The sequence below is a fragment of the Ochrovirga pacifica genome, from assembly GCF_000220525.1.
GTDB lineage: Bacteria > Bacteroidota > Bacteroidia > Flavobacteriales > Flavobacteriaceae > Ochrovirga > Ochrovirga pacifica.
The window spans coordinates 19863-45656 of the sequence record NZ_AFPK01000072.1; the positions used below are offsets into that span (position 1 = coordinate 19863).

Annotated in this window: 18 protein-coding genes; 2 read left to right on the forward strand and 16 right to left on the reverse strand. The window is 34.6% G+C overall.

The features are described from left to right. Window position 1: 1 nt before the first annotated feature. Window positions 2-3052, reverse strand: coding sequence for a TAT-variant-translocated molybdopterin oxidoreductase (locus FS85_RS0114070; RefSeq protein WP_010137010.1), 3051 nt, complete (start codon window positions 3050-3052; stop codon window positions 2-4). A gap of 62 nt (window positions 3053-3114) precedes the next feature. Continuing rightward, a complete protein-coding gene (locus tag FS85_RS0114075) occupies window positions 3115-4332 on the reverse strand; it encodes a c-type cytochrome (protein ID WP_010137011.1) in 1218 nt (405 codons plus the stop codon). Window positions 4333-4553: 221 nt separating this feature from the next. Between FS85_RS0114075 and FS85_RS0114080 the strand changes: the two genes are divergently transcribed. Then, the gene (locus tag FS85_RS0114080) at window positions 4554-4895 is read left to right on the forward strand and encodes a hypothetical protein (protein ID WP_010137012.1); all 342 of its coding nucleotides are present in this window, start codon (window positions 4554-4556) and stop codon (window positions 4893-4895) included. Window positions 4896-4974: 79 nt separating this feature from the next. Here FS85_RS0114080 and FS85_RS0114085 read toward each other — a convergent pair whose 3' ends face one another. The 14 genes from FS85_RS0114085 to FS85_RS0114155 all read right to left on the reverse strand — a co-directional run bounded on the left by FS85_RS0114085 (window position 4975) and on the right by FS85_RS0114155 (window position 23905). After that, window positions 4975-5700: an SDR family NAD(P)-dependent oxidoreductase gene (locus FS85_RS0114085; protein WP_010137013.1), complete on the reverse strand. Its 726-nt coding sequence runs from the start codon at window positions 5698-5700 to the stop codon at window positions 4975-4977. An 11-nt stretch (window positions 5701-5711) separates the two neighbouring features. Continuing rightward, the gene (locus FS85_RS0114090; protein ID WP_010137015.1) at window positions 5712-6473 is read right to left on the reverse strand and encodes an SDR family NAD(P)-dependent oxidoreductase; all 762 of its coding nucleotides are present in this window, start codon (window positions 6471-6473) and stop codon (window positions 5712-5714) included. Window positions 6474-6499: 26 nt separating this feature from the next. Then, window positions 6500-7780: an MFS transporter gene (locus FS85_RS0114095; protein ID WP_010137017.1), complete on the reverse strand. Its 1281-nt coding sequence runs from the start codon at window positions 7778-7780 to the stop codon at window positions 6500-6502. A 210-nt stretch (window positions 7781-7990) separates the two neighbouring features. After that, the gene (locus tag FS85_RS0114100) at window positions 7991-8692 is read right to left on the reverse strand and encodes a FadR/GntR family transcriptional regulator (protein WP_010137019.1); all 702 of its coding nucleotides are present in this window, start codon (window positions 8690-8692) and stop codon (window positions 7991-7993) included. Between the two features lie 128 nt (window positions 8693-8820). After that, on the reverse strand, window positions 8821-9741 hold the full coding sequence (locus FS85_RS0114105; protein ID WP_010137022.1) for a polysaccharide lyase family 7 protein: 921 nt from the start codon (window positions 9739-9741) through the stop codon (window positions 8821-8823). A gap of 15 nt (window positions 9742-9756) precedes the next feature. Continuing rightward, a complete protein-coding gene (locus FS85_RS0114110; protein ID WP_010137023.1) occupies window positions 9757-10653 on the reverse strand; it encodes a polysaccharide lyase family 7 protein in 897 nt (298 codons plus the stop codon). Between the two features lie 18 nt (window positions 10654-10671). Next, a complete protein-coding gene (locus tag FS85_RS16275) occupies window positions 10672-11595 on the reverse strand; it encodes a PKD domain-containing protein (RefSeq protein WP_010137024.1) in 924 nt (307 codons plus the stop codon). A 32-nt stretch (window positions 11596-11627) separates the two neighbouring features. After that, window positions 11628-13058: a RagB/SusD family nutrient uptake outer membrane protein gene (locus FS85_RS0114120; RefSeq protein ID WP_010137025.1), complete on the reverse strand. Its 1431-nt coding sequence runs from the start codon at window positions 13056-13058 to the stop codon at window positions 11628-11630. An 18-nt stretch (window positions 13059-13076) separates the two neighbouring features. Then, on the reverse strand, window positions 13077-16244 hold the full coding sequence (locus FS85_RS0114125) for a SusC/RagA family TonB-linked outer membrane protein (RefSeq protein WP_010137026.1): 3168 nt from the start codon (window positions 16242-16244) through the stop codon (window positions 13077-13079). A gap of 531 nt (window positions 16245-16775) precedes the next feature. After that, entirely contained in the window at window positions 16776-17126 is a 351-nt protein-coding gene (locus FS85_RS0114135) for a cupin domain-containing protein (RefSeq protein ID WP_010137028.1), read from the reverse strand. Between the two features lie 12 nt (window positions 17127-17138). Next, window positions 17139-19391: a heparinase II/III domain-containing protein gene (locus FS85_RS0114140; protein WP_010137029.1), complete on the reverse strand. Its 2253-nt coding sequence runs from the start codon at window positions 19389-19391 to the stop codon at window positions 17139-17141. Between the two features lie 17 nt (window positions 19392-19408). Next, window positions 19409-21736 carry a polysaccharide lyase 6 family protein gene (locus tag FS85_RS0114145; RefSeq protein WP_033194786.1) on the reverse strand — a complete coding sequence of 776 codons (2328 nt, stop codon included), beginning with the start codon at window positions 21734-21736 and terminating at the stop codon, window positions 19409-19411. 202 nt (window positions 21737-21938) lie between these two features. After that, complete coding sequence (locus tag FS85_RS0114150) at window positions 21939-23366, reverse strand: CCA tRNA nucleotidyltransferase (RefSeq protein ID WP_010137031.1); 1428 nt, start codon at window positions 23364-23366, stop codon at window positions 21939-21941. After that, window positions 23366-23905, reverse strand: a complete 540-nt coding sequence (locus FS85_RS0114155) for an L-threonylcarbamoyladenylate synthase (protein ID WP_010137032.1) — start codon at window positions 23903-23905, stop codon at window positions 23366-23368. The genes FS85_RS0114150 and FS85_RS0114155 overlap by 1 nt, the downstream gene beginning before the upstream one ends. Window positions 23906-23949: 44 nt before the next feature. Between FS85_RS0114155 and FS85_RS0114160 the strand changes: the two genes are divergently transcribed. After that, window positions 23950-25782: an ABC transporter ATP-binding protein gene (locus FS85_RS0114160; RefSeq protein WP_010137033.1), complete on the forward strand. Its 1833-nt coding sequence runs from the start codon at window positions 23950-23952 to the stop codon at window positions 25780-25782. Window positions 25783-25794 lie beyond the last annotated feature (12 nt).

The following is a 25794-nucleotide window of genomic DNA, read 5'->3' on the forward strand; positions in this document are numbered from 1 at the left end:
TTTAAGCTTCGTTTGTGTTTCTAATCTTTGTTTGATAAACAACATTATTATCCGTTCCAATAAACTCTAACAATCTGTATGCACGTTTATCTTTACGCAATGCTGTAACCTCATCTTCTGGGTTATTGATATCTCCAAACTGAATAGAACCTGTTGCACAAGCACTAGAACAAGCTGTAGAGAATTCATTAACATCTACGGGTCTTCCTTCTTTCTTGGCTTCCAAGATAGTAGCTTGAGTCATTTGAATACACATAGAACATTTTTCCATAACTCCACGAGAACGAACGACCACGTCTGGATTTAACACCATTTTTCCTAAGTCATCATTCATGTTAAAGTCAAACTCATCGTTGTTATTGTACTTAAACCAGTTAAAACGACGAACTCTATAAGGACAGTTGTTTGCACAATAACGGGTTCCAACACATCTGTTGTAAGCCATTTGGTTTTGACCTTGGCGACCATGAGAAGTTGCCGCAACAGGACAAACTGTTTCACAAGGTGCGTGGTTACAGTGCTGACACATTACTGGTTGGAAAGCAACCTGAGGATTTACAGTTTCTGGAGTTTCTAGTTTTTGATACAATTCTGCAGAATCTAAAGATGATGCAGAGTTCACTTTTTTGTTATCCGTTTCTAAATCTCCTACCGAAGTATAGTATCTATCAATACGTAACCAATGCATGTCTCTACCTACACGTACTTCGTGTTTTCCAACAACGGGTACGTTATTTTCTGCGTGACATGCAATTACACATGAACCACATCCTGTACAAGAAGTTAAATCAATAGACAAATTAAAGTGATGTCCTATAGATCTATCATGATCGTCCCATAAGTCTACCTTAGTAACATCTGTTTCTTCATGTTTTAAAGAAACTTCAGGTCTTGGGTTCCACTCTTCTGCATGTCCGTGTTGGTATTCAGAAAGACTAGTTTCTCTTAAAATATCATGACGACCTGCAATTGTGTGTTGTAATTGTTCACATGCAAATAAGTGTTTACCTCCTGCATTTTCTACTTTAGCAATTAAGGCACCTGAAAAATTTACTGCGTAAGCATTTACTCCCACTAACATTTCTTCTTTCATTGCTTTTGTCTTTCCGTATCCGTAAGACAATCCTAAAGTTCCTTTTGCTTGACCTGGTTGAATTAACACAGGAACGTTATCTATAACAACACCATTAACAGTAATTTTTGCATACTGTCCGTTAATAGCACCATTATCTTTTACTGGATTTGTAAATCCTAATTCGTTAGCATCTGCTTGAGACATTAACAAGTAATTGTCCCATGCTGCTCTTGTTAATGGGTCTGGCAATTCTTGTAACCAAGGGTTATTTGCTTGCTGACCATCTCCTATCGCTACAGAAGAATACAATGTTAACTCAAAAGCACCTGTTTTAACAGTAGATTTTAATGCTTTAGCTGCTTCAGCCACATTGATTTCTTGTGCTGATAAAGCAGTAGCTGCTACAGTTGTAAATCCATCGTGTAATGTTTGATTCCAAGATGCACCGTTCAACGCATTCTCTTTGGCAAATGCAGCTAAATAATCATAATAAGCAATTGATTGATCTGTCCAAGCCAATAAACAATCTTGAAATTGCTTCGTATCAAACAGAGGTTTGATTGTTGGCTGCGTTAAACTGTACTGATTTGCTGTGATCTTTACATCTCCCCAAGCCTCTAAATAACTTGGAGTTGGTAAAGCGTATTGCATTTCACTTAAAGTTTCGTCTTCTTTAGAAGAGAATCCAACTGTTAATTTTGTTTTCTTTAATCCTGCTTTAAAATCAGCAGCATTGGTTAATGTATAAACTGGGTTAGTGTTGTAAGTAATTAATGCTCCAACTTTCCCTGTTTTTAATTCAGCAACTAATTTAGCAACTTCAGCATCATTACCTCCTCTTACATACTTAACATTTGTAGTATCTAATATTTCAGATTGCAATGCTTGGTTAATTGCTAAAGCTAATAATTGAGCGTTTTTATTTTGAATTCCTGTTACAACAACAGCTTTATTTCCTGCTTTCTTTAATTGCAAAGCTGCTTTTTTAATATCAGCATCCACAGGTGTTTTTTTAGAAGCTAAACGCTGACCTGTAATTTCGTTGTACAAATTAATCAAAGCATATATTTGCTCTGATGGCTTTAATACAATTCTCTTGTCTGCATTGGCACCAGTTAAAGAGTAATTCGATTCAACTTGAATATGTCTAGAAAACTTACCAGCTTTTACATCTCTACCTGCAGCATATCCAGCTTCAAATCCTCCACCTTGCCAGTCTCCTAAGAAATCTGCACCAATAGATACAATTGTCTTAGCATCTTCTAACTTATAGTTTGGCAAAGCTCTTTCTCCGTACACTTCTTCAAAAGCATCTAGTGCAGCAGATTCAGAAATTGCATCATAAACTACATGAGATACGTTGTTATATTTGGCAGCAAACTCAGCAATTAAAGCTTGTGTTGATGGACTAGCCAAAGTACCTGTTAAGAAAACTATTTTTTCTCCTGCTTCTGACAATGCTTTTAATTGAGAAGAAATTTTTGAGTTTACATCAGACCAAGAGGCCGTATTACCTTTTACTTTGGGTCCTTTTAAACGTAAGCTATCGTACAATGATAGTACCGATGCATTTACACGAGCATTGGTAGTTCCTTTAGCCTCTTTATTAGGCAAAATAAAAACAGGTCTTCCTTCTTTCGTTTTCACCAAAACATTTGCAAAATCAAAACCATCAGCAATTGTTGATGCATAATAATTTGCGATACCTGGAGTTACCTCCTCTGGTTTTACAACGTAAGGGATGGATTTAACCACGGGCCCTTCACAAGCTGCTAATGAAGCTGCTGCTGTTGTAAATCCAACATATTTTAAGAAATCACGTCTTGTAGTGTTAGACGATTCTAAAGTTTCTTTATCACCTAAAAACGATTCAGGAGCTTGTCCTTCATTAAATTCGTTTTCTTCAAGCGAAGCAACAATCGAACTATTTTCATTTAGTTCTTCAACACTTTTCCAGTATTTTCTGTTTGATGCCATGTTAATTTGTTTTTCTATAGTTGATGCTAACTTTAAAAACTTAGCTTAAAATTTCATTAATCCTAGTAGTGACATTTACCACATTCTTTTCCACCTAACTGAGCAATGGTTACTTTTTCAACCCCGTATTTCTCAGACAATTGCTCGTGAATTTTCTTGTAGTATCCGTTACCTTCAATGTTCACCTCTGTTTCTTTGTGACAATCTATACACCATCCCATTGTTAATGGAGAATATTGATACAACTCTTCCATTTCTTCTACTGGACCGTGACATTTTTGACACTTTACTCCTGCAACAGTAACGTGTTGTGAGTGATTAAAGTAAGCAAAGTCTGGCAAATTATGAATCCTAACCCATTTTACTGGTTTTGTTTCCCCTGTGTATGCTAAGTTATCTGCATCCCATCCTGCTGCATCGTACACTTTCTGAATCTCTTTATCCAAATCTGCTTTGGTTAACGTTTTATTTTCAAAATGAACAACTGTTTCTTCTGACACTTCAGAAATGTTTTTGTGACAATTCATACAAACGTTTACTGACGGAATTCCCGAAGTTTTAGAATGCTTTGCAGATGAGTGACAATATTGACAATCAATTTTATTATCCCCTGCGTGAATTTTGTGAGAAAACGCAATAGGCTGTACTGGTTGGTATCCTTCGTCTACACCTACATCCATTAATGCACCAAACCCAAAATAAACACCCACAAAAACTAAAATTATAATGGATACAATTTTTAAGAATCCGTTATTACTTTTCAAGAACACATAACCACCCAAAGCCAACAAAACCAAAACAACAACGATTGTTGCTATCTTAGGCAAAACTTCATTTGGTGTAGAGTCTACATCAACTGCGTGAGCATCAGACACTGCTGTAGCAGATTTTTTAGCATCTCCTAAAGTAGTGTACGCAATAATGTCTTCAATTTGCTTGTCTGACAAAAACTCAAAAACACTCATCGCAACCCCACCGTACTCTTCGTAAATTGCTTTTGCATCTGCATCTCCAGACGCTCTTAACTTGTTGTTGTTTTTAATCCATGCTTTTAACCAATCCATCTCGCGACGTTCTGCCACTCCTGCCAATGCTGGACCTGTAGATTTTTTGTTTAATTTGTGACATGATGCACAATGCATGTTAAACAATGCTTTCCCCGCTTTTGCCTGCTCTTCTGTAGGGGCTTGTGCCGATAAACTCAAAGAAAAAGAGAAGAAAAGTACTAGACTCAACTTTAAAACACCAGATAATTTTCTGTGTAAATTCACAATTTTCATACAGTTGTATAATAAGTTTTATATATGTTTTAACACTATAAAATGCCCAAATTTTAAGCTTTAAACATTTTTACAGGTTGGCACAAAAGTAATATTATACATCCAAATGGGGAACACATAAAAGCCCTAAAATCTAATTTATATATATTCTAAATAACACTTTATTCCTTTTTATTTTATTACTTTTGTTAGATAATTTAAGTTTGATTTATTAGAGTACAATGAAAACATATAATCTTATCCTTTTTAGTTTTTTTACCTTGCTTTTTACACAAACCAATGCTCAGGAAACAACTTCTAAACTCGAAAATTTTATTCAGAAAAAAAGAAATTACAACAAAAACACAAAAAGCGGATACAGTGTAATTCTTTACAGCGGAGACGAAGAAAAAGCTAGAGAGTTATTTGCTAAATTTAAAGAGGAGTTTCAAGATATTGATATTAAATTAAGCTACACAAGTCCTGACTGGAAAGTTGCTACCAAAGTGTTTCCATCTAAAATAGAGTCAGAAAGAGTACTATTGCTAATCAAAGAAAAATTCCCTTTTGCCAAGCTTTTATAAATAGCAAGCATAAAAAAGCAGCCTAAGAACCATAAACCTTAGACTGCCTGAAATTAAAAAAACTAAAAACCATAAAGAATTAGCGATAACTCAATCCTTTATTGATATCGATATGATTTCCCGTAATATACGAGGAAGAGTCTGATGCCAAATATGCAATTAAGTTAGAAATAGAACGATGTTCTTTCCATTTTAAACTATTTGTTTCTTTGGCTACTTTAATTGATGTTACTTCTTTCTTTTGGCCACTCGAATGTAGCGTATTTACCCTAATTCCATAAGATTGTACCTGAGTAGCCAAACGTTCTGTAAAAGAAGTTATAGCCGCATTGGATGCGGTACTTAATAAGATAAGTTCTTCTGGGCTTTGTTCCGAAAATTCATACGTAAAATTTACAATAGAACCTCCGTTAACCAAGCAAGGCTTGAATGCTTGATTTAAAAACAGGCATGATTTTACTTGGTTATTCATCAATCCATTATAAGAGTCTTCGTTTAATGTAGATTTTTGAGCCACAAGTTGATCTTGATACATACAGACCAAAAGATGAATTTTTTCTCCAAAAGCACTAATTGTTTTTTCTACAAAATCCTTGACTTCTTGGCTTTTAGACAAATCTGCTTTTAACATAAGACATTCTCCTCCTAAATTATGAATCTCTTTAGCTATTGCAATAGCTTGTTGCTGATTTTCTTTGTAATGCACCACTACTTTGGCTCCTTCTTGTACCAGTTTTAACGAAATTTCTCTCCCTAATTCTGATGCATCTCCAGCTATAACAGCTACTTTTCCTTGTAAAATCATATTATTTTTTTTTAGATCCCTAAAGCTTGTCCCCCTCCTATTTGGATAGTTTCTGCCGTAATAAAAGAAGCATCTTTACTTGCTAAGAACGACACTACAGATGCTACTTCTTCTGGCTGACCTAGTCGTCCTAATAGAATATTGTTCTTCCACGATGCAAAAACCTCAGGCTTGGTAGACTTAATTTGTGCATGAAATGGTGTATCGATAGTACCTGGAGATACTGCATTTACACGAATACCATATTCTGCTAGATCTTTTGCCAAGGCTCTAGTAATAGCGTGTACACCTGCTTTGGAAGTTCCATAAACTCCTGCACCTGGCCCACCTGCGTTCCAACCTGCATTAGAGGTATAGTTAATAATGGTTGCATTTTCTCCTTTCTTTAAAAAAGGAATAGCTGCTCTTGAAGCAAAAAATACAGAATCTAAGTTAAGAGCCATCACAAATCTGTAAAATTCGGTTGTCATTTCTTCAAACCTAGATCTTCCTCCTAAACCTCCTGCATTGTTAACAAGCACATCTATTTTACCATACTTTTCTCCAATAGCTTGGATATTTTCGGTAACTGCTTTTTCATCAGTTACATCAAAACCATAATAAGCAGCTGTAATTCCTTCCGCTGTTAAGTCCTCTACTCTTTGTGCTCCCACATCGTCTTGAATACCATTTAAAATTACAGTATATCCATCATTTCCTAATCTTTTCGCAACTTCGAATCCGATACCACCAGTTGCACCAGTGATAACGGCAATTTTCCCTTTTGAATTCATTTGTTTAAATTTTGTGCATTTACTAATTATTTACTTTCAACCTCTACAGGTTTTATATTTTTGATTAATACGAATATGGATCCTATTGCCAATGGTGCCAATACTGCTATAACAATAAAAGCAGGTGTATAAGAAACGGATGCAATTAAAGGAATTAATGCATTCATAATAATTACAGACAAGGCTGCAATTGTTCCTGCCAATCCTGCAAGTGTTCCTACCGAAGGACCACTAAACAAATCACTTGGTATGGTTTGTATATTTCCAATAGCAAACTGAAATCCAAACAACACAACTGCTACGATATAAATAAAAGTCATTGGGTTGTTTTCATTCACTAAAAAGATAATTCCTAACAATCCTAAAAAGATTAAGATTCCACCGATTGATATGGTTGTTTTTCGTGCTACATCAACAGATTTGGTTTCCATTAATTTTCCAGAGTACCAACCTCCAATTATACTTCCTGCCATTCCTCCTAAATAAGAAATCCAAATAGTCGCTCCTATTTCTTCAATACTAAATCCAAATTTTGAATTTAAATATAAAGGCATCCACCCCACAAACAACCACCAAATAGGCTCTATAAAAAAGCGTGCTGTTAAAACTCCCCATGCCTCTTTATGACTTAGCAATTTCCCTAAAGAAAGTCCCTTAGGCTTTTCGGTTGTGCTTGTTGGCTTTTCAATTCTATCTTTTAGAATCAATTCTTTTTCTTTATCTGTAATCCATGGGTGTAGTTCTGGCTTTGCTTTGTTTACAATCAACCAAGGTATAACCCATAAAAGCCCTATCATCCCAATAATAATGAAGGTAGTTCTCCATCCAAAATGTCCGTATAAATAAGCAATTAATACAGGGGCAATTACACTACCTAGAGATGCTCCTGCATTAAAAATTCCTTGTGCAATAGCTCTTTGTTTTATAGGAAACCACTCTCCATTGCTTTTTACAGCTCCTGGCCAGTTTCCTGCTTCACCTAATCCTAAAAACGCTCTAAAGGCCGTAAGACTTACTAAACCACCTGCAAAAGCATGAAAAACAGATGATAAAGACCAAACTACTATAGATACTACAAAACCTAATCTTGTACCTATTTCATCGTACAATTTACCTGACAGAAACTTTCCTAGTGCGTAGGTAACCATAAAAATATTTAACATAATGGCATAATCTGATTCGTCTAGACCTAAATCTTTTCCCATTTCTGGCCACATAACTCCAAACGCAGTTCTATCTATGTAGTTGATTACTGTGGCCAAACATATCAGCATAATAACCCACCATCTTAATCCTTTAACTTTCATAATTGTGTCTTTTTTAGTCTTTTATAATTTCTTTTTATGTTAGTGTTAGAGCAATAAAATCCTAGCACCAAAAAAGACTAGCTTTTTTGAGGTTTGATAATGCCCAAAAACAAATTTGATTTTTGCTTTAGTTGATTGCTGTTGGTTTTACTCTAAATTTTACTTCCCTTCTATTTTTTAACGTTTGATGCAACGTGCAACTGCATCTTTTTATGAACTGTGGTAACAATATTGATACAAAGCTCCAAAGTGTTTTTTCATATTTTCTCTGGCTTTTGCTGAATTTTGATTTTTAATGGCTTCAAAAATGTCTTGATGTTCTTGAATTCCAATAAATGCTTGGTTCTTGTCACACACATGATATTTTTCAAAATTTGTGATGATATTAGGAGTAATCATCAACATAAATTTATTCATCGTACTATTTCCGCTTGCTTGTGCAATTGCTAAGTGAAATAGCAAATCTTCTTGTACTGCATTTTGTCCATTTATTACTTTTTCTTTGTAAGCCAATAATGCATTTTCTATCTGTTCTAATTGTTCTAGAGTTCTTCTCTCAGAGGCTAATTCTACTGCTTTTAGTTCAAACATAATTCTTGTTTCTACAAGCGATCTAAAATCAGGATCTTGCAATCTTAAGATGTCATCTATCATTCCGTTTAAAGCAATGGGACCAATATCAGCTATAAAAGTTCCACTTTGTGGTTTAGATTTTAATAAATCGTAAAACTCTAGCAACTGTAATGCTTCTCTTATATTACTTCTGCTTACCTCAAATTTTTCTGACAACATTCTCTCTGATGGTAGTTTATCACCTGTTTCTAAATTTTTAGCATTGATCAAATCTCTTAACTTAGAAATTATTTCATTCTGAACGTTTTTTTCTCCTTTGGACACTAACTCTAACTTCATACGATTCACTTTTATGAACAAAATTGGTTAACCAATTACTCTTTTACAAATATACTAAAATATTTAAATTGGTTAACCAATTTTATTTTTGTTTATAATAAATATTTACTCTTATAAATATCAGACAATTAATGCTTCAAAATTAGCGAATAATAAGCAACTTTGGCATACGCATTTGGCTCTATGGTTGTTAAATAATTCCCTGCTTTGAAATAGTTCTCAAATACAGACCATTTTTGGATGTGTATATTGTTGTATACAACAGATTGGTTATTTAAAACAACTTCCATTCTGTTTTCTGATACTTTTATTTCTAATGTAAATTTATCAAAGCCTACATATTCAGGAAATGTATATCCTTCATCATCCCCCCAAGCATTGGTGTGCAATATTTCTGTTGCTGATGCATTTATGTTCTTTAGCACTTTAGTTTTTACTCTAACATATCCTTTATGCCAATAAATTTTTAATATTGGAGGGGCATTGTTGTCTTTTTGACCAATTAGATCTCTTTGTGCGTTTGTTAACCTTCCGTGGATTTGCATTACAATAGTTCTATGGTAGTCTCCTTGTTCATCTTTACTAATATCAGTAATGGCAAGCTCTCCTTTTAAATACCCTCCTTGTTTAAACGTCCAATTGATTGTATTGCTTCCTGGTACCATTTGCTCTCTTAACTCAGTTCTAGAGTATTTCGTATTGGTTGTAGTACTACCTGGATAGGTATAAAACACTAATGAACCTTGAATAGAGTCATTATACATAAATGGTTCTAACGTTTTGTTCGTTGCATACTCTAATATTTCTGGAGGACTGACTTCTGTAGGCTTTCCAATAGGCAAAGTTACTTTCCAGTGTGATAAATCTATAGAGGGCAACTTATAGTCCTTTGTGGCAGTACTGTCCGTAGGTCCTTTATCATCAACATCTGTTTCAGTTTTTATTGGAGTTTCATTAGCTTCTATATTCGCGTTATTTTCAGAACTGCAATAAACAAAACTAACACAAATTAATCCTAAGAAACACTGTAGTATAGCTTTTAAAACCATAAATCCACTAAAATTTTAATGACTAACTTTTAACTTGTAATAATGCACTTTGGCATATGCCCCTTCATCTCTAGACTGAAAATAATTTCCTGCTTTGAAATAATTTTCAAAAATCCCCCACTTTTCCATATGTACCCCTTCGTAAACTTTATAATTGTGACCATTTAGAACAATAACCATCTTTCCTTCTGACACTTTTACTTCTAAGGTAAACTTTCTGTGTCCTACTTTATCATCAAACGTATATCCTTCGTCATCTCCCCATGCATCTTCATGCAACATTTCTTGATACGTAGCATCTAATTTTTTTAGCACTTTTGTTTTTACTCTAATCTTACCATCCTGCCAATAAATTTTTAATATAGGTGGGGCATTGTTATCTTTTTGACCAATTAAATCTCGTTGTTCATTAGTTAGCCTACCATGAATTTGCATAATAATTACTTTGTGATACTTCCCTTTATCATTTTTACTTACCTCATCCACCTTTAACGTTCCTTTCATTTTTCCTCCTTGTTTAAAGGTCCAGTTTACATTATTATTTCCTGGTTCCATTTGCTCCCTTAACTCGGATCTAGAATACTTGGTATTGGCTGTTGTTGCATTGCTTGGATAAGCATAAAAAACTAATGTTCCTTTAATAGAATCGTTGTACATGTAAGGAATTAACCTATTATTGGTTGCATAGTTTAAAATTTCTGGTGGTTCTATAGTAGTTGCTTTTCCTTTAGAGTTCAATTCTGGCGTAGTAACACTCCAGTGGTTTAAGTCTATTTTAGGTAACTTATATTTTTTAGACTTCTTTTTCTTTGTATGTGTTTCTGTAATGCTACTTGCCTTTTCTTGGCAAGTAACATTTACAGAAATGAATGTAAACAAAAAAACTACTACTAACTTATTACAAACTGTCATCATATTTTGTTGTTGTAACTATTCTACCGGATACACTTTTACATTGTCTAAATAAGCATCCTGCTGTGTTTCTCCCCAGAATAAAATCATAATATTACCTGTTGCATTGGCCGTAAAATTCTGCGTTACTTTGGTAAAGTTCCCTTTACCCTCTAATTTTGTGCCTTCATTGGTAATGATTCTAGGAGCATTGTCTACTGCTTCTTTTCCATCTTCAAAATGACCATCTAATATTTCCACAACTATTTTTGCCCCAGTATTCAATCCATCGTCATTCTTTATTGCATATTCATACTCTAGCACATAATCTCTGTTGGCTGAAACTACAATTGCTTGTCCTCCGTATCTACTTGAGCTACTTCTATAAATCCCTCCCGAAGTTCCTTTGGTAAATTTAGCTCCTCCTGTTTTTGCTCCAGAATCGGTTCCGTCTATTAACAAAGTAGAACCATCGCTTGTAGATCCAAAAGGATAGGTAGTTCCATCTGTAAAAGTTGTCCAGCCCCAACCATCTCTAGGAGAACCACTATCCATATCACCATTGATAATTTCTGGTGTAATTGCAGCAGGAATTTCTGGTTCTACAACCTCAATTTCCATAGAATAAGTACTTGTAACTCCCAACTTGTCTGCTGCAGTTAGCGTAACAGTAAAAGTTCCTTCACCAGGAAATGTATTTTCTCCATCTATCCCTGTAGATGTATTTCCATCTCCATAATCCCACATATAATCTGTAGCGCTAGAAGATGTGTTTCCGAAAGTATAGGTTAAATAATCTTCTGTTACCGAAGCAGAAAAACTAGCTGATGGTGGAGTTGTATCTTCTTTAGAATTAGCTTCAGGCAAATCGTATTCAAATGAATCACAAGAAGTGGTTGCAAATAAGGTCAGTGCCATAAAAACGGCTGACAATTGCATTTTTATAATATCTATTTTGTTCATGATTTCAATTTTTAAATGTGTTAAACATGGTATTAATACCCTGGATTTTGTTTCATTATACCATCGCTAAGATTGATTTCTCTTTGGGGTATTGGCAACAATAAATCTGAGGAAGAATATCCCAATCCGTTAGCAGCTGAAAAAGCAGAAAATACAGCTTCGGCTCTTCCCAGTCTTACCAAATCAAAAAAGCGATGATTTTCAAAAGCCAACTCTACTCTTCGCTCTATTAGCAATTCGTCTTTAGTAACAATTCCATCACTATCGTCTGCTAATCCAGCTCTATTTCTTACTTGGTTAAAAGAGTTTACGGCATTTACGTTTGAAGTCTCCGTTGCTCCTGCCATAATAGCTTCGGTATGTAGTAATAAAACATCTGCATAGCGTAGTACAATCCAATCGTTACCTGCCAATGTTGCATCTAAAGTGAATGTTTTTCCATCTGCTCCTCCATTTTCACCATTAGGCAAATATTTGGTTACTTGGTTTTGTGTAGTTTGACTAGGATCTATTCTGTAAGAATACTGTGTTCTATCCCCTCCAAAAGCATCCAAAGCAGCTACTGCATCTGCAGTTACATAGTTTACCCCTGATGTTCTTCCTACACCATTCATCCATTCTGCCGAAAAGTTTTGACTATCATCAGAAGTAGTATTGTATCCTATTGCAAAAATAATTTCAGCATTTTCTTCGGTATAAAAAACATCATTAAAATTAGGTAGTAAAGAGTATCCACTGGTCATTACATCTTCTAACAATAACTGTGCTTGTGTGTAGTCTTTGTCTTCTTTGGTTAAATAGACTTTAGCCAAAAGTGTTTGTGCAGCTGCTTTGCTTGCTCTGGTTTTGTATGTGTTATCCAAACCTGCTACTGCTGTTGTCAAATCACTTACAATTAACTCATAAATTTGAGCAGTTGCTACTCTAGTAAATTGTATTTCTGTTTCTAACGGAGAAATTACTCTATCTATTAAGGGAAGATCTCCAAACAATCTTACCAAATTAAAATATGCATAGGCTCTTAAAAACTTTGCCTCGGCCTCAAAAGCCATTTTTGTGGTTTCATCGGTAACAACGTCTAAGTTTGCCAAAACAATATTTGCCCTATAGATTACATTGTAAAAACTTGCATAATAATCTTTTACAATACCATTGGTCGCTTCAACATTGTAAAACTCAAACTGAGCAGCTTCTCCTTCTTGACTTTTGGTTCTGGTATTATCACTTCGCATTTCGGTAATATAATACTCGTACATAATGGCATGGTTGTCATCAGGGTCTGTGCTGTTTTGTCCCTGTATTGCATCGTAAATTCCAATAATTCCTGTTTCTACCTCTCCTGCATCGTTAAAATATGCATCTACGGTAATCCCTGAATCTGGTGTTAGCTCTAAATAATCGCTACTACAAGAAGCTACTAAGCCTCCTACGAAAAGTAATAGCATTAATTTTATATGTTTCATGGTCTATTTTTTAAATTTTTAGAAGTCTAGGTTTAATCCAAAAGAGATGGTTCTATATATTGGCGAACCTGCACGTTGATATCCATAGTTTGTAGGACTGGTTCTATCTATAGATTCTGGGTTGAATCCTGTATAGTCGTCTGCTGTAACGTACAACAAGTTCTGTCCAGTAGCGTAAACTCTTAAACCTTCTATTTTGTATTTTGATAAAAAGTCTTTTGGGAAATTGTATCCTATGTTTACGTTACGTAGTGCTAGATAAGAAGCATCTTGAATAATATCGTCTGTAAAGATCTTTTGTTTGATAAATTCCTGATTAGGCGTTGAATCAATAAAATCTTGGGCACTGTTAAACTGATTGAAGATATATTGATCTCCCATATTTCTAACCTCAGCTCCATGAGAACCTTGGAACATAAAGCTAAAATCTACATTTCCGTATTTAAATTCGTTGGTAATACTCCAAACCAATTCTGGGTATGGGTCTCCTAAAGCTGCTTTGTCTTCATCATCTATAATACCATCACCATTTAAATCTTTTACATATACATCTTGCGCTTCACCTCCTACTGGATGGAATGGATTTGCTAAGTACTCTGCAGGAATATCTTTATCAACTACCCACCCATAAAAAGTAGAAATAGGTTGTCCTTCTAGGTTAATCCACTCGGCAGCTCTCTTAGAATCTACACTAGAAATTTGTCCGTCAGAATCTGCAAAGTCTACCAAAGTGTTTTTATTGGTGGTTGCAATCAGCGTTGAGTTCCAACTAAATTTTTCTGTAGATACGTTTTTAGTTCTTAACTCAAATTCCCACCCTTCGTTTTTAACCTCTCCTAGGTTAACCAATGCACTTTCAAAACCAGTAGTGTAAGAAATAGGGTTGTTTAGTAATAATTGATCACTTGTTCTTTGGTACCAATCTAAAGATCCTGAAATTCTGTTATTTAAAAATCCGAAGTCAATCCCTGGGTTAATTTCTATCAATCGTTCCCATTTTAGCTCTGGATTTGCAATGTTTAACGGAGAAAAACCTGTAGTAATGGCTCCGTTGGTAATTGCTGTATTTGCTTGTAACAAAGCCAAGGAAGGATAGTAATCTACCAAAATATTTCCAGTACTTAAACTACTTGTACTACTACTAACGTCTGGATCTACGCTTCCTGTATTTAACCTATCGTTACCTGTAACCCCATAACTAGCTCTTACTTTTAAACGGTTTACAAAATCACTATCTTCCATAAAATCTTCGTTAGAAATGTTCCATCCTACAGAAGCGGCTGGGAAATTACCATATTTATAATCCGAACCAAAAATAGAACTACCGTCTCTTCTATAGCTAAAAGAAGCTAAATACTTGTCGTTGTAAGCATAGTTTAACCTTGCTACATAAGAGATTCCTCTCTTTTGCCATTCAAAAGCATCTGCACCACTAATAATAGATGCGTTGGTTATTTCTTTTACCAAATCGTTGGTATACCCTGTACCGCTAATAGACGAATATGAGTAGTTTCTGTTTTCTACTACCAAACCTACTGTAGCACCTATATCATGTAGATTGTTTAAAGTAGTGTTGTAGTTAAAAAAGTTATCCGAAATCACGTACAACTCTCTTTGAGTAATTTCATTCATCTGAGCTGCAGAAGCTCCATTTCTGTTAGATTCTACTCCTTGCCATCTAGAGCGTTTGGTATCTTGATAAGATCCAGACAAAGTTGTTTTAAAATTCAGTCCTTTTAACAGTTGGTAACTTCCATAAACACTACCAAACATTTTAAATTTGTCATCGTATCGTTCGCGTTCCAAAATTTTAGCTGCTGGGTTAGTATTAGATGTATTGCTTATGTCTACCAAAGTACTTCCATCACCATACAAATCATAGTTATCAAAGTGACGTTGAAAAGCATAATCTCCAATTTGCACATTAGGATATACATTTCTATCTACATACTGAATTGTGTTCTCATCATGATAAACTGGCAACCAGTTAGTTTGTCTTAAAATATCATGAGTAGAACCATCAAAACGTCTTCTTTTGGTATATGACGGACTTAAATTTACCCCCAAAGATAGCTTGTCGTTTAGTTTGCTATCTACTTTGATACGCATTCCGTATTTTTCAAAATTATCGGTTAACAAAACTCCTTCGTCATTAGCGTAATTTATACTTGTTGCATACTTTGTTTTCTTATTACCTCCTCTTACAGATAATGAGTGACTTTTGATAGTACCTCCATCAAAAATTACATCTTGCCAAGAACGATCTATACCAATTAACTGCTTGTATTTAGTTCTATCTGATAAGTAAATCCCTCCATTTTCTTCTCTATGTCCCAAAGCAGCAAAAGCTGTAGGATTGTTTGCTTCTAAAGCTTGATAATAAGCGGACTCTGCAGCCGCTGTTTCTGCAATAGAAAAGTTATAACTATCACTCTGTTTAGCTTCTTTAAAACCTATGTACGTGCTGTAGTTAATTTTTGTCTCTCCTTCTACTCCATCTTTCATAGTAATCATAATAATACCGTTAGACCCTTTAGATCCATAGATAGAAGAAGAAGCTGCATCTTTTAAAATTTCAAAAGATTCAACATCATTCATGTTTAAAGACCCTAAAAAGTCTGAATCAACAATTACTCCATCTACAACAATTAAGGGAGTAGAGTCTCCTGCCATAGAACCAACCCCACGAATATTAATAGTTGGAGCAGCTCCTGCCTCTCCGTCAGTTGCCTGTATGTTAACCCCTGAAACTTGCCCCACTAAGGCATCATCTACCCTAGAGACCGCTATTTGATCTAAACTTTCATTGGTTACTTTTGATATAGAACCTGTTAAATGTGATTTTTTTTGGGTACCATATCCCACAATTATTACCTCATCTAATTCTGATGAACTTGCAGTTAATTGAGTGGTTAGTTTTTTCTGATCACCTATTGTGACATTTTTTGTTTCGTATCCTATAAAAGAAATTTCTAGAACATCTCCTTTTTTAACAGTCAGCTGATACAGACCATCAAAATCAGAAATAGTACCTCTTGAAGTTCCTTTTACAACAATACTAGCTCCAGGAATTGGTTCGTTTTCTGTAGAAACAACGGTTCCTGTTAGCTCAAAATCTTGTTGTGCAAACAAAGCAATATTGAAAAACAATAAAGCCGCTAGTGTTAAACTCCTCTTTAGTTTCATTGGTATTAGTATTAAGTTAAGTTGATTTGAAATTGGGACTTTCCCAAGACAGTGTTTTTACGAGTATGACTTGTAGGCTTCACTGTCTTTTACACACTAGCACGTAGATAAATTTTTATTACTTTTGTAGTAGCGTGTGTTATTGATTGCATGCTGTAGATATTACTTCCCTTCGCAATGAAGTAATTTCCCTTTGCAGAGGATGGGCGTGCACTCATCCTCTTTTTTTTATCCTGTTTTGAACTCCATTTTAATTTTTTGTTTTTGTGTTTATTATTTAAGTTTCTTTGCTTTGAGTAAACTGGTTTACCAGTTTGGTTTACCAAATATATAGAAATGATTTAGTAATCGCAAAAAAAAGTTGATTAATTTATATATTTACTAAACAACTTAGTTTTAAAATAAATATTTAACATATAAAAAACAGATACTCTAATATAAGCTCAACATACATTACAAAAAAAACACCCCTAATAAAGAAATGTTTTTCTTTAAAAGGGGTATAAAAAATATAAGTAACAGACAATTTTTCTACTTCTTCATAAAGTCTTCTCTAATAGGGCTAAAAACATCTATTAAAACACCTGATTCTTTACAAATAGCACCGTGTAATGCATGTGGTGGAATGTATACAGAATCTCCTCCTTTAACTGTTTTTACTTGATCGCCAATAGTAAACTCAAACGTTCCACTAGCCACATAAGTTGCTTGAGAATGGTAGTGTTCGTGTGCATAGCCTTGCGATCCTTCTTCAAATTTTACTTTTACAAGCATGATCTTATCGTCATACCCCATAATTTGTCTTGACACTCCTTCTCCTACTTTTTCCCATTCCATATCTTCTGTATAGAAAAACTCTTTGCTTGATCCAAATGATTCCATGATTGATTGTATTTATTTGATTGTTAAAAATTTGTAAGTTCCTTTCCAACTAAACAGTTGTTCTCCCACCTGTAAAGTATGTTCAGCAGTAGGTTTGTTTTGATTGTTGGCTAAACAAAGTACGTACTCTTGCCCATTGGTAAGAATCAGTTTTACCAATGTATAACTTTCTGAATTCCATAAAATATCTATGTTATGAAGACTACTTTTTGCACCTGTTGAAAATTCCGAAACGTAACTATAACCTCCATGAGGCTCTACCACAGTAGCAAAAAGTGTATTTTTGGCATTTCTTCTTAACATATATCCAGCATCTCTTCTTAAGTTAAATTTTGGGTCATTTGCTCCAATTCTAGTCAACAAAACCTGATCATCTGCTGTTGTTGCTGTAGAAATCGTATAGTATTTTTGATGGTTTAAAAAAGTAAACTGACTTAATGTACTATTGGCAAGTCCGCTACCTTCTAACCATAAATGCTGATAGCCATGTTTTTTAGACAAAGTAACAAGTGTAGAAGAACATTTAGTTGTAAAATTAGTCGCAATTAATTGTCCTAAATAATAAAAAGGCAAATCATATTGATGAACGGTATCTGAGCTAACACGCAGCAAGTCTAACAAAACCGGATCTTTAAGTGCTTCTAATTTAATCATAACCTGAGTTCTTTGCAAAGTAGTTTTTGGATAAGCATTTGTTTCTTTGGCACTTACCAACTGAAAACTAGCTTTCTCCGTATCTAAAAAATACAATTCAGAATGGTGTTTACTTCCAATTTCATATTTTCCATTAAAGTGAGAAACCTCATCCTGAACCAATGTATTGTGAGCAATAGTTTGCTTTGCCCAGGTCTTGTTTTCTTTCAAATAATTTCCACCTCCTTTTTGTTCAATATTAACAAATCTTGCCAAACCATAATCTTGCAACACCTCATCTCCCTGAGCGTTGTATAACGAAAAAGAGAGTTTGTCATAATGGCCGTGACTTAACCCCTGAGCTGCGTATTTAAACACCGATGTAAGAGCTTCATCTTCTCCATACCTAATCACACTAATTCCTCCTTGATTTCCCTTTGCTCCATCCGTTAGATGTATCGTTTTTTTTACAAACGGAATTGTTTTTCCATCTCTAACTGCCATAGCTACTGCTAACCCAGCATCGTTTAGCAAAACACGCCCTTGTTTTTTTGCTATGCTTAACAAAGACGGATTCTTATCTCCATAATAATAAGCCAAATCTACTGCAGTATGAAGCTCTCTAGAATGGTACGACATTCCTTTTTGTCCATCATTAAGTGGAAAAAATTCACCATTAGCATCTGTTAAATTCAGCAAAACACTTACAGAATTAAGTAAAACTTCATTTTTATATTTAAAAATACGAAGCTCTGGTTTTGCATTCTGCAAAGCTTGAGCAAATGCTAAAAAAGGATACATAGCATAGCGTTGATAATAGGGTCCTTCAGTATAATATCCTTCAGGAGAAAAAGGCTCATCAATATTAGCAATAAAACCTGCTTTTTGATTTTCGTTGCTTATAAAACCGCCATCATTATCTTTTACACCTTTGGCTAAATTTGCATTTTCTATTCCATAAAGTGCTCGCTTAACAAGCTCATCATCTTGCATCACCAAACCTATCATTCCCACTGCTGCATTTCCCCATGTACTATGATTGTGTACACGATTAAAAAACTGTGGATTCTCTACAGAAATAAAATCAGCAAAAGGCCTGAATAAGTTTTTTTCTAATAGTTTTCGTTCTTTATAAGACAGCCAGTCATAAATACAATCGTAGGCCTGACTGGTATATACCAACCAATTAGAGTCGTTTAAACACTGCCAAAACAATTTTCCACGAGCATAAGATCTAGTTTGCGGATGCAAGGGTAAGGTTTTGTATAACTTTTCGTATGCAAAAAGTAAGTCTCTTACATAAACAGCATAACTTTGATCTTGTAAAATCTGATACAAGAGTCCTGCTTTTTGCATTATTAAAAAATTACGTTTGTGCGTTTCGTGGGTATATCCGCCAGAATAATCTTTGGGTACGGGAACGTCTATGCCTGCAGCTATTGCCTGATCTACTTCTATTTTAACATTTTTGATAGATGCATCAAATAAGGGAACTTTACCCAATTCTTGTCTAATTTTTTGCACTCCAGCTTTGGTTACCATCAACATAGGATGCTCTTGTGCAAATATGTGTATTGATACGATGCTACAAAAAGCAAAGCAAAACACTAATTTATTTCTTATTGTTTTCATACAGCAAATCTTTCTAATTATTGAATCAGTCCTAAATCCTTCCCGTTAGTTCCCTTACCTTTTAGTTGTGATTCTTCTTCCAAACGGTAAGTTTTATTGATAAATTTAGGCTTGTAATTCCATACGTTTTCAAGAGTATATTTTTGGTCTCCTGTAACAACCACCTTATCCGATTGATAAAAATTATTATTCAATACCTCAACCACAGGCTCTCCAACTACCAAATGCATTTTTACGCCTTTACTTTGATTAAAAATATTATTCTTCACTTCTATTTTTTGCACACCGTGTAAGACCACAGCTGCATTTGTCTTATTTCTTTTGTTGTTTCCTACATTATCAAAAACAGAATTTTCTAGGATCAAAAAGGGACCGTATGTACTTTCATCAGTTCCTCCTCTATACAAATCTACCACGGCTCCTCCTACATTTTTAAACGTATTGTTTTTAAGCGTTACGTATTCGGCATTGTAAATACCAATGTCATCTGTTTCTTTGTTTAGTGCTACAATATTTCCTGTGACATTGCTAAATGATGTATGTATGATTTGTAGAGTGTCTGCAAAAGTATTTTTATATATTTTGATGGCATCAAATGCATAATTGATATCTAAATTTATAAAACTACAATGCTCTATAAACAAATTGTAATTGGTATTCATAGAATATTTGCTTGTAGATATAACAGCATTTCCATTATCATCTGGAGAATTCTTACCATCAAATTCAACTCCCTGCAATTTAAGCGAGCCATGATTGTTGATTTGAAACAAAAACTTTTTCTGAAACAATACCTTTGGCTTTTGCTCTTTATCTCCTACAACCGTAATAGGTCTATCAATAACTATAGCTTTGCTATTTTTATACACTTTGCCTGCTTGTAACTGCAATACATCACCAGCATTTGCTTGTGCTACAGCATCTACCAAAGTATTTAAACCTGGTGCTACCACAATGGTTTTTCCTGAAGACAACAAAACTTTTTTATCTTTTTTAGAATACCAACTTGCCCCCGTATTATCTTTGGTTGGCAAATCCGTTTTTATCTGTGCTCCATGTGTAGCGTTGTTAGATACTAGCAAGCCTTGGGAATTGCGTGTCCATTCTAAGGTTTGCTTTGTAAAGCCCTTTGACGTTAATGGTGCTATATTGGGGCTAATAACATTTTGTTTAAAAGTAATACCGCTAATGTCGTCATAAGCTGTAAATACATCACTTTTAGCTTCGTTGTAAAAAATATTATTTGCAACAACTGATGATTCTGGCACAGCACTTCGTTCTGCATCACTTCCTGCACACAGCTGTACATTGGCACAATTAACAAAGGTGTTGTTAGTTACCACAGCATCTTTTACTTGGTGATAACGGTTGATGGGCGAATTGGGAACTCCATTCATGATAACAAAAGCTCCTCTAAAACGAGATCCCATAAGACCTTCTGCATAATTATTTATCACTTTTTGCTGTCCGTTTATTACTCTAATCCCACCTGTACAGGGTTTGTTATTTCCAAAAAACACATTTCCTTCTACCAAAGTTTGATTTCCATGTCTCATCGTCAACGTTCCACGACATTCAAAAAACACATTGTTTCTATATATGTTCTGACAAGATTTGTTAGAAATGGTTTCGTGCTCCCCATCACATCGATCAAAATAATTGAATTCTACCACCGTTTGAGAATTACTTAATGAATAATGACTAGTACCAATACGCAAAGTTTCTCCTCCATTAGATCCTAAATTAGGTCTTGGCCCAAAATAATTATGATCTATTTGATGTTTATTCTCTTGACTTTCCTTACTATTTAAACGAACAATCATGGTTACTCCTTTGTTGTTTTTCCCTTCTAAATGGCAATGATCTACACGGTTGTGTTTTCCATATATTGCTACCCAAGTATCCGTTTCAAAACGTTCTGGGTTGTTGTAGTTTTCAATCACACATTCCGTCAATCTAGAATGGTGTGCTAAATTTTTCTCGTCTTTCTTAAACGATATAACTTCATTAGTTGGGGTGTATCCGTTTTTAAAAACTAAACCTTTAACCACTAAATAACTACCTGCAATTCTTAGATTAGATTGTCCTGTAAACAAAACCTTTCCACTTTCTTCTGCCCTTAATACAATGGGCTTTTCGGCTGTTCCATTTGCTTCAAACAAAACTTCTGCATTGTTCCAAACACCATTAGCTAATACCAACTCGTCTCCTGGTTTTGCCTTTGCTATCTGCTGTTGCAATTCTTGTACATTGTGTAATACAGAGGATGATGAATTGGATGATTTACTACACGAGATCCATAACAAAGAAATGAACCCTACTAAAAAAGATATTGTTGTCTTCATTTTAAATTGGTTTACCAGTTTGGTTGACCAAATATATTTATTTAAAATCATCCTTCCAAAATATTTATCAACAAAAAGATGTAAAAATTGTTTTTTTAATAAAAACCACACCAAAACATTAGAGAAACTAACAAAAAATCAAACTATATAAAATAAAAAAACCGAAGCTTGCGACTTCGGTTGATTGTATCTCTACAAAAAATTATGTTTTGGGAACCAAACCTAAATCTTTCCCTCTTTGTAGCATGAGTATATAAGCCTGATCATAATCATTTGCAATGGCTCCGTCTAAAATGGCCTCTTTGATATAATCTTTTATTTGGCCTATTTCACGGCAAGGTTTCAAATTAAACGTATCCATTATTACTTCCCCAGAAATAGGTGGCTCAAAGTTTCGTACTCGATCTCGTTCTTCTACTTCTTTTATTTTTTGACGAACTATTTTAAAATTATTGTGATATTTTTTGAATTTATGTGGGTTTTTAGTCGTGATATCAGCTTCACACAATGTCATCAAACTGTCAATATCATCTCCTGCATCAAAAACAAGTCTTCGTACAGCAGAATCGGTTACTTCTGAGGCCAAAACAATAGGTCTTGAACTTAATAAAACCATTTTCTGCACAAATTTCATCTTGTTGTTTAAAGGCAATCTGAGTCGTTTAAAAAGTTTAAACACCATTTTTGACCCTACAAATTCATGATTATGAAAAGTCCATCCTACTTTTTTTGAAAAACGTTTGGTTGGAGCTTTTCCAATATCATGCAACAAAGCAGCCCAACGCAACCATAAATCTTCAGTATTTTTAGAAATATTATCAACCACCTCAAGGGTATGGTAAAAATTATCTTTGTGTTTCTGCCCCTCTACCTCTTGTACACCTTTAAGTGCAGTAAGTTCGGGTAAAATTTGCTGTAATAATCCTGTTGTTTCTAAATGTAAAAAACCAATAGAAGGCACAGGAGCTTCTAGAATTTTATTTACCTCAACCATTACGCGTTCTCGAGTGATGATTTTTAATCGTTCGGCATTGGTAGTTATAGCTTTTAAAGAATTTGATTCTATGGTAAAGTTTAACTGGGTAGCAAAACGAATGGCACGTAACATGCGCAAAGGGTCGTCTGAATAAGTAATATCAGGATCTAGCGGGGTACGGATGATTTGAGTTTTTAAATCATCTATCCCACCAAACGGATCTAGCAATGTACCCAAATTTGATGTATTTAAAGAGATAGCCAATGCATTGATGGTAAAATCTCTTCTATTTTGATCGTCTTGCAAAGAGCCTTGCTCTACTTGAGGATTGCGACTATCTTCTGTGTAAGATTCTTTACGAGCACCAACAAACTCTACTTCTAAATCTTGGTAACGCAACATAGCGGTTCCGTAGGTTTTAAAAACCTGAACTTTTGGCTTATTAGGCAATAGCTCTGCTACTTTTAAAGCCAATTCAATTCCGCTACCTACAGCTACTACATCTACATCTTTAGCAGCACCTCTTTGTAAAATAAAATCGCGTACAAACCCTCCAATTACATAAGTATCTACGTTAAGCTGTAGAGCAGCTTGTGTAATGTATTTAAAAACGGGGTGCTTTAAGGCAGGTGTATAGTTTTCTAAAAGTTGCATTAAGGTCTTATTACGGTTACCTGATTGTCTGCATTGATCTTAAGAATTGTTGAAGATTTTTCGCAGATTTTTTCGTGATGCAAATCTACTACATAATCAACAGCCTCCAAAATAGCAGGACTAATTTCAGAAAATTGTTTGGGTGTAGCCTCACCGCTAATATTTGCCGAAGTAGAAACAATGGGCTTTCCAAAGTCCGTAATTAATTGTTGGCAAAATACATCCGAAGCTATTCGGATGGCAATAGTGTCATCGACTCCTACAGCATTGGTTGCCAACCCTATAGGCCCGTCGTATACAATGGTAGTAGGCTTTGTGGCTTTGTTGATAATTTCTAATGCTTTGGCAGGAATATGTTTTACGTATTGTTGTAACATATCCAAATGGGCTACCAAAACCACTAAGCTTTTGCTCTCGGCTCGTTTTTTTATTTTGTATATTTTAGCTACTGCTTCTTCACTAGTTGCATCGCATCCTAATCCCCAAACGGTATCTGTTGGGTAAAGAATTACTCTCTTTTGTTCTAACTCTCTAATCACAGTACAAAAATACTATATTTGCCTTTACTATATCTATATCATAAATGAACAACTTTAAACGTTTTGTTAGCTACGCAAATCCTTATAAATTCACTGCTTTTTTAGGAATCTTTTTTAATATTCTATATGCACTTTTTACCACGCTATCGTATGTAATATTAATGCCTACTCTTGATGTTTTGTTTGGAGACACTGAACGTGTTAGTACAGAACCAACATATCCTGGAATTAATAACTTATCTAAGGACTATTTACAAGACTATTTAAACTATCACGTTACTTATACCAATGAAGTTTTTGGAGAAGAACGTACCCTGATGTATTTAATTGTTACTATTATCTCGGTTTTTTTGTTAAAAAATATTTTTGCATACTTGGGAAAAATCACCATGGCTTTTCTTAAAAACAACGTGCTAAAAGATTTAAGAAACGAGATTTATAGCAAAATCATCAGCCTGCCTATTTTCTTTTATTCAGAAAAGAGAAAAGGAGATATTATTGCCAGAGCAACGGGTGATATTGGAACCGTAAACTCAACCTATTTAGATTTGGTTATTACATACATAAGAGAGCCTTTAAATATTGTGTTTACTCTATTTGTTATGTTTAAAGTAAGTTGGCAACTGACCTTAGTAATGTTTGGTTTTATTCCTTTATCTGGATTTATTATTTCATTAATAAGTAAAAAAATCAAACAACAGTCCAAAGAAATATTTGCTAAAGGAGGTAATTTATTGGGGATTATTGAAGAAACCATTGGGGGCTTAAAAATTATCAAAGCCTTTACTTCTGAACTTTTTTTTGATAAAAAATATAGACAAGAAACCGAAGAAATTAGAAAACTTAGCAATCAAATGTCTGCTCGCCAGTCTTTGGCAAGTCCTGTAAGCGAATTTTTAGGAGTAGTTTCTATATCTTCTTTACTGTGGTTTGGGGGGAAAATGGTACTTATTGATCAGGTAATGACTGGTGGAGTTTTTATTGGGTTTATGGCATCAGCTTACAACATCCTAACTCCTGCAAAAACCTTGTCTAAAGCCAACAATGCTATTAAGGTAGCTAACTCTGCCGCAGAACGTGTTATTGAAGTTTTGGACACAGAAAATCCTTTGGCCGATCAAGACAATGCAAAAGAAATTGATCGTTTTAATTTTGAAATTGAGTTTAAAAATATTTCATTTAAATATGACGAGCAATATGTGCTTAAAAATTTCTCTTTAAAGATTCCTAAAGGAAAAAAAGTAGCCTTGGTGGGGCAATCTGGTAGTGGAAAATCGACCCTAGCGAATTTAATTACTCGCTTTTGGGATGTAAATGAAGGTGAAATTTTGATTGATGGAATTAACATCAAAGAACTAAACTCTTCATCTTTACGAAAGTTGATGGGAATTGTAACTCAAGATTCTATCCTTTTTAACGATAGCATCAAAAACAACATTGCTTTGGGCGAAAGCACAGAAGACCTAGACAAAATTAAGGAAGCTGCCAAAACAGCCAATGCTCACGACTTTATAGAAGATTTCCCGTATAAATACGATACGGCTGTAGGAGATAGAGGAGGCATGTTATCTGGAGGTCAAAGACAACGTGTATCCATTGCTAGAGCTATTTACAAAAATCCGCCCATCATGATATTTGACGAAGCAACCTCTGCCTTAGATACCGAATCCGAAAAACTAGTGCAAGATGCTTTAGAAAAATTGATGACCAATAGAACCTCTTTGGTAATTGCGCATCGACTCTCTACCATCCAAAATGCAGATACTATTGTAGTGCTTAAAAAAGGAAAAATTGTAGAACAAGGAACACACGAACAATTGATAGCCGCCAATGGTAATTATAAAAAATTAGTAGAACTGCAAAGTTTGGAAGGATAAACTTACTTTAAA

What these genes read in the sequence shown, in the direction of transcription:
- FS85_RS0114070 (WP_010137010.1), bottom strand. Translation starts at nt 3,052, where the DNA reads ATGGCATCAAACAGAAAATACTGGAAAAGTGTTGAAGAACTAAATGAA.
- FS85_RS0114075 (WP_010137011.1), bottom strand. Translation starts at nt 4,332, where the DNA reads ATGAAAATTGTGAATTTACACAGAAAATTATCTGGTGTTTTAAAGTTG.
- FS85_RS0114080 (WP_010137012.1), top strand. Translation starts at nt 4,554, where the DNA reads ATGAAAACATATAATCTTATCCTTTTTAGTTTTTTTACCTTGCTTTTT.
- FS85_RS0114085 (WP_010137013.1), bottom strand. Translation starts at nt 5,700, where the DNA reads ATGATTTTACAAGGAAAAGTAGCTGTTATAGCTGGAGATGCATCAGAA.
- FS85_RS0114090 (WP_010137015.1), bottom strand. Translation starts at nt 6,473, where the DNA reads ATGAATTCAAAAGGGAAAATTGCCGTTATCACTGGTGCAACTGGTGGT.
- FS85_RS0114095 (WP_010137017.1), bottom strand. Translation starts at nt 7,780, where the DNA reads ATGAAAGTTAAAGGATTAAGATGGTGGGTTATTATGCTGATATGTTTG.
- FS85_RS0114100 (WP_010137019.1), bottom strand. Translation starts at nt 8,692, where the DNA reads ATGAAGTTAGAGTTAGTGTCCAAAGGAGAAAAAAACGTTCAGAATGAA.
- FS85_RS0114105 (WP_010137022.1), bottom strand. Translation starts at nt 9,741, where the DNA reads ATGGTTTTAAAAGCTATACTACAGTGTTTCTTAGGATTAATTTGTGTT.
- FS85_RS0114110 (WP_010137023.1), bottom strand. Translation starts at nt 10,653, where the DNA reads ATGACAGTTTGTAATAAGTTAGTAGTAGTTTTTTTGTTTACATTCATT.
- FS85_RS16275 (WP_010137024.1), bottom strand. Translation starts at nt 11,595, where the DNA reads ATGAACAAAATAGATATTATAAAAATGCAATTGTCAGCCGTTTTTATG.
- FS85_RS0114120 (WP_010137025.1), bottom strand. Translation starts at nt 13,058, where the DNA reads ATGAAACATATAAAATTAATGCTATTACTTTTCGTAGGAGGCTTAGTA.
- FS85_RS0114125 (WP_010137026.1), bottom strand. Translation starts at nt 16,244, where the DNA reads ATGAAACTAAAGAGGAGTTTAACACTAGCGGCTTTATTGTTTTTCAAT.
- FS85_RS0114135 (WP_010137028.1), bottom strand. Translation starts at nt 17,126, where the DNA reads ATGGAATCATTTGGATCAAGCAAAGAGTTTTTCTATACAGAAGATATG.
- FS85_RS0114140 (WP_010137029.1), bottom strand. Translation starts at nt 19,391, where the DNA reads ATGAAAACAATAAGAAATAAATTAGTGTTTTGCTTTGCTTTTTGTAGC.
- FS85_RS0114145 (WP_033194786.1), bottom strand. Translation starts at nt 21,736, where the DNA reads ATGAAGACAACAATATCTTTTTTAGTAGGGTTCATTTCTTTGTTATGG.
- FS85_RS0114150 (WP_010137031.1), bottom strand. Translation starts at nt 23,366, where the DNA reads ATGCAACTTTTAGAAAACTATACACCTGCCTTAAAGCACCCCGTTTTT.
- FS85_RS0114160 (WP_010137033.1), top strand. Translation starts at nt 23,950, where the DNA reads ATGAACAACTTTAAACGTTTTGTTAGCTACGCAAATCCTTATAAATTC.